Raw genomic sequence first — 3,984 nt, forward strand, 5'->3', positions numbered from 1 at the left:
CAGGACATCCGCATGCTAGAACTCCGCCCCAACTGCGAATGCTGCAACCGCGACCTGCCCAACGAGTCGCCCGACGCGCGCATCTGCACTTTCGAATGCACCTTCTGCGCCGATTGCGTCGACACCAAACTCAAGGGCGTCTGCCCCAATTGCGGGGGTGAATTCGCCGTGCGGCCGCGCCGCCCGGCCGGCAAGCTGGCCAAGTACCCACCCTCGACCGAGCGTGTCTACAAGCCCGAAGGCTGTGAGGCCGCAGCATGAACACCACCACCTTGCTGCTGTTTTCCGTCGTCGCGCTGGTGGCCATTGCCACGCCCGGCCCCACGGTCCTGCTGGCGCTGGCCAACGGCTCGCGCTACGGCGTGCGCCGCTCGGTACCCGGCATGCTGGGCGCGGTGCTGTCCGATTTTGTCCTGGTGGGCGCGGTGGCCCTGGGCCTGGGCGCGCTGCTGGCCGCTTCCGAGTTCTGGTTTTCGGTGCTCAAGTGGGCCGGTGCGGCCTACCTGGCCTGGCTGGGGATACGCCTGCTGCGCTCGCGCGGCGGGTTTGAAATCCCCGAAGGCGCTCCCGGCACGCAGCACGGCGGCCGGGCGATCTTCATGAAGTCTTTCCTGGTGGCGGTGACCAACCCCAAGGGCTACCTTTTCTGTTCGGCCCTGCTGCCGCAGTTCATAGACCCGGCCGCCGCGCAGGCGCCGCAGTACCTCGCGATTGCACTGGTGTTCGCCGGCATCGATTTTTCCGTGATGTTCGGCTATGCCTTTATCGGCGCGAAGGCGATTCGCCTGCTCAAAGCGTCGGCCACACGCTGGATAGACCGCGCCTGCGGCGGCGCGCTGCTGGCGCTGGCGGGCTCACTGGCGTTTTACCGGCGGGCAAACAGCTAGGGCCCGCCTGCGCTGGCGCAGGGCCTTTCCGGCCATGCGCTGTACACTGCCGGAGTCTTTCCAGAGACTTCCCCCTCCCCGGCCAGGATCGTAGATACGCCGCCCAGCGGCGCCACCCAGCACGATCCGTCGTTACTTTTACAGGAACATGGCCGATGTCACCCCTTCCCAGCCTGAGCGCCCTTGATGCGCTCGCCAAAGCCGACGGCATCGAAGTCAAGCGCCAGGAGGCCTTGCTCAAAACCGGCGCGCTGCAGACGGCCATCCTGACGAGCGAAAATTTTTCCATCATCGCGACCGATGAAAAAGGCATCATCCAGCTCTTCAACGTCGGCGCCGAGCGCATGCTGGGCTATATGGCCGCCGAGGTCGTCAACAAGATCAATCCCAGCGACATCCACGACCCGCAGGAAGTGATGGCCCGAGCGCAGGCGCTAAGCCTGGAGCTTGCCACCACCATCACGCCGGGCTTTGAAGCGCTGGCTTTCAAGGCCTCGCGCGGCATTGAAGACATTTACGAGCTGACTTACATCTGCAAGGACGGCAGCCGCTTTCCGGCCATCGTGTCCATCACCGCCTTGCGCGACGACTTCGGCACCATCATCGGCTACCTGCTGATAGGCACCGACAACTCGGTGCGCAAGCAGGTCGAAGTGGCCTTGAAGGAAGCGATGGCCGTGGCTGAAAAAGCCAACCTCGCGAAATCCGACTTCCTCTCCAGCATGAGCCACGAACTGCGCACGCCGCTCAGCGCCATCCTCGGCTTTGCGCAGCTGATCGAATCCGGCACGCCGCAGCCCACGCCGTCGCAAAAGCGCAGCGTCGACCAGATCCTGCAGGCGGGCTGGTATTTACTGGAGCTGATCAGCCAGGAGGCCAGTACCGAGCAAGGCACCGGCATCGGCCTGGTGATGACCAAGCGCCTCATCGAACTCATGGGCGGCGCTATCGGCGTCGAGAGCGTGGTCGGCCGGGGCAGTGTGTTCTGGATCGAAATGGACCTCACCGAAGAACGCGAACTTCACACGGATCTGGGCACCCTGTCACCGGCCGTTCAAAGCCAGGTGCTCACGGATCCCGGCGCGCGCACACTGCTGTATGTGGAGGACAACCCGGCCAACCTGATGCTGGTGGAAGACCTCATCGCGCGCCGCTCCGACATACGGCTGCTGTCCGCCCGCGACGGCATCAGCGGCATCGCGATGGCCAAGGCCTTGCAGCCCGACGTCATCCTGATGGACATCAACCTTCCGGGCATCAGCGGTATCAAGGTGGTGCAAATTTTGTGCGCAAACCCGTTGACCGCGCATATCCCGGTGGTGGCGCTCAGCGCCAACGCCATGCCGCGTGACATCGAAAAAGGCATGGAGGCCGGGTTCTTCTACTACCTCACCAAGCCCATCAAGATCCAGGAATTCATGAACACCCTGGACCTCGCGCTGGAGTTTTCTAAAACCCGGTCCAGGCCGCCCCTCTTTCCGGAGAAAACCGCATGAACACCGAATTCGACATCCTGAACGGCAGCATCCTGATCGTGGACGACCAGCCCGTCAATGTGCAGTTGCTTGAGCAGTTGCTGGCGGGCGCCGGCTACACCCAGGTCAGTTCCACCACCAACCCGCTCGAAGTGGCCGCGCTACACGCGGAGCATCGCTACGACCTGATCCTGCTGGACCTGAAAATGCCCGGCATGGACGGTTTCCAGGTGATGGAGGCGCTGAAGGAAGACAAGCAGGACAAATACCTCTCTGTCATCGTGCTGACCGCGGAGCCGGCCCACAAGCTACGCGCCTTGCAGGCCGGTGCCAAGGATTTCATCAGCAAGCCGTTTGACCTGGTCGAAGTCAAGACGCGCATCCACAACGCGCTGGAAGTGCGCCTGCTGTATAAAAAACTGGAGAACTACAGCAAGCTGCTGGAGCACGCCATGCAGCAGAGCGCGGCGGAAGCCGACGAAGCGCAAAAGCGCTGAGCACCTCGCGGCTGGCGGTCTTATGCGCGCCGCGGCATTCCTACAGAAGAATGGGAAGGTTCTGACAGGCAGGCCGGACCCGCCCTTTTAGCCTGGAAGCCTGCCTGGAACATCCGTATGACGGACCTCCCGCTGCCCTACCGTGACCGCGTCCATGCCGGGCATCTGCTGGCCGGCGCCTTGGCTTCTTACCGTGGGCGCCCCGACCTGCTGGTGCTGGCCCTGCCGCGCGGCGGCGTGGCCGTGGGGCGCGAGGTGGCCCGGGAACTCGGGGCACCGCTGGACATCTTTGTGGTGCGCAAACTCGGTTATCCGGGACATGAGGAATACGCTATCGGGGCCATCGCCAGCGGCGGCGTGCGGGTGATGAACCCGCTGCCGGGCGCGGCGCCGCAGCCGCAAGCCATGGCCGCCGTGCTGGCTCGGGAAGAAGCGGAACTGATGCGGCGTGAGCAGCTGTACCGCCGGCAGCGGCCCGCTATCTCCATCATGGGCCGTACCGTCATCGTGGTGGACGACGGGCTGGCCACCGGCGCCACCATGCAGGCGGCCGTGCTGGCGATCCGGCAGCAGCACCCGCACGCCCTAGTGGCGGCCGTGCCGGTCGGCTCCGTGCAGGGATGCCGCAGCCTGGAGGAGCAGGCCACGGACGTCGTCTGCCCGGCCCGCCCCGAAGATTTCGGCGCCGTGAGCCAGTGGTACCGGCACTTCCCCCAGGCCACGGATGAGGAAGTGCGCAAGTTGCTGGACGATGCGCGCCGGGAGCACGCGTCGCACACCGCCTCCTGAGCAAGCCGGTCCGCAAAGGCCTGCGGTCCCGGGCCGCGCCTCAATGAAAGTCGCGGCTGAACGTGCCCAGCCGCCCCAGCAGCGGCGTGAGGTCTTCCAGCCGGTGCGCCACCAGGTTGCGCACCGCGCCATAACCTTTGGCGGTGCCGCTTTCCTCGCTGCGCTGCCACACGCCGTACACCGCCAGCAGGCGCGAATGCAGCAGCTCGGCGCGCTGCGCCTCGCGTAGGGACTTCCAGACGATGACGTTGACCGGGCCGGTTTCGTCTTCCAGCGTGACGAAGATGGTGCCCTTGGCGGTTTGCGGCTGCTGGCGCACGGTGACGATGCCGCAGC

At 65.1% G+C, this 3,984-nt stretch carries 6 protein-coding genes; 5 read left to right on the forward strand and 1 reads right to left on the reverse strand.

Annotated features, from left to right (window positions below):
- Nucleotides 1-12 precede the first annotated feature (12 nt).
- The 5 genes from AC1D0P_RS24390 to AC1D0P_RS24410 all read left to right on the forward strand — a co-directional run bounded on the left by AC1D0P_RS24390 (nt 13) and on the right by AC1D0P_RS24410 (nt 3,648).
- Nucleotides 13-261, forward strand: a complete 249-nt coding sequence (locus AC1D0P_RS24390) for a DUF1272 domain-containing protein (protein WP_477679097.1) — start codon at nt 13-15, stop codon at nt 259-261.
- The gene (locus tag AC1D0P_RS24395) at nt 258-887 is read left to right on the forward strand and encodes a LysE family translocator (protein ID WP_477679092.1); all 630 of its coding nucleotides are present in this window, start codon (nt 258-260) and stop codon (nt 885-887) included. Before AC1D0P_RS24390 ends, AC1D0P_RS24395 begins: the two co-directional genes overlap by 4 nt.
- A 155-nt stretch (nt 888-1,042) precedes the next feature.
- A complete protein-coding gene (locus tag AC1D0P_RS24400) occupies nt 1,043-2,383 on the forward strand; it encodes a response regulator (protein ID WP_477679093.1) in 1,341 nt (446 codons plus the stop codon).
- Nucleotides 2,380-2,859: a response regulator gene (locus AC1D0P_RS24405; RefSeq protein ID WP_477679094.1), complete on the forward strand. Its 480-nt coding sequence runs from the start codon at nt 2,380-2,382 to the stop codon at nt 2,857-2,859. Before AC1D0P_RS24400 ends, AC1D0P_RS24405 begins: the two co-directional genes overlap by 4 nt.
- A 117-nt stretch (nt 2,860-2,976) precedes the next feature.
- Nucleotides 2,977-3,648 (forward strand): phosphoribosyltransferase, encoded by a 672-nt coding sequence (locus AC1D0P_RS24410; RefSeq protein ID WP_477679095.1) that lies wholly within the window; start codon nt 2,977-2,979, stop codon nt 3,646-3,648.
- Between the two features lie 40 nt (nt 3,649-3,688).
- On the opposite strand, the gene AC1D0P_RS24415 is transcribed toward AC1D0P_RS24410, so the two are convergent.
- On the reverse strand, nt 3,689-3,984 hold a 296-nt coding region (locus tag AC1D0P_RS24415), incomplete at its 5' end, for an OB-fold nucleic acid binding domain-containing protein (protein ID WP_477679096.1).

Source organism: Polaromonas sp. P1_G2 (genome assembly GCF_056405515.1).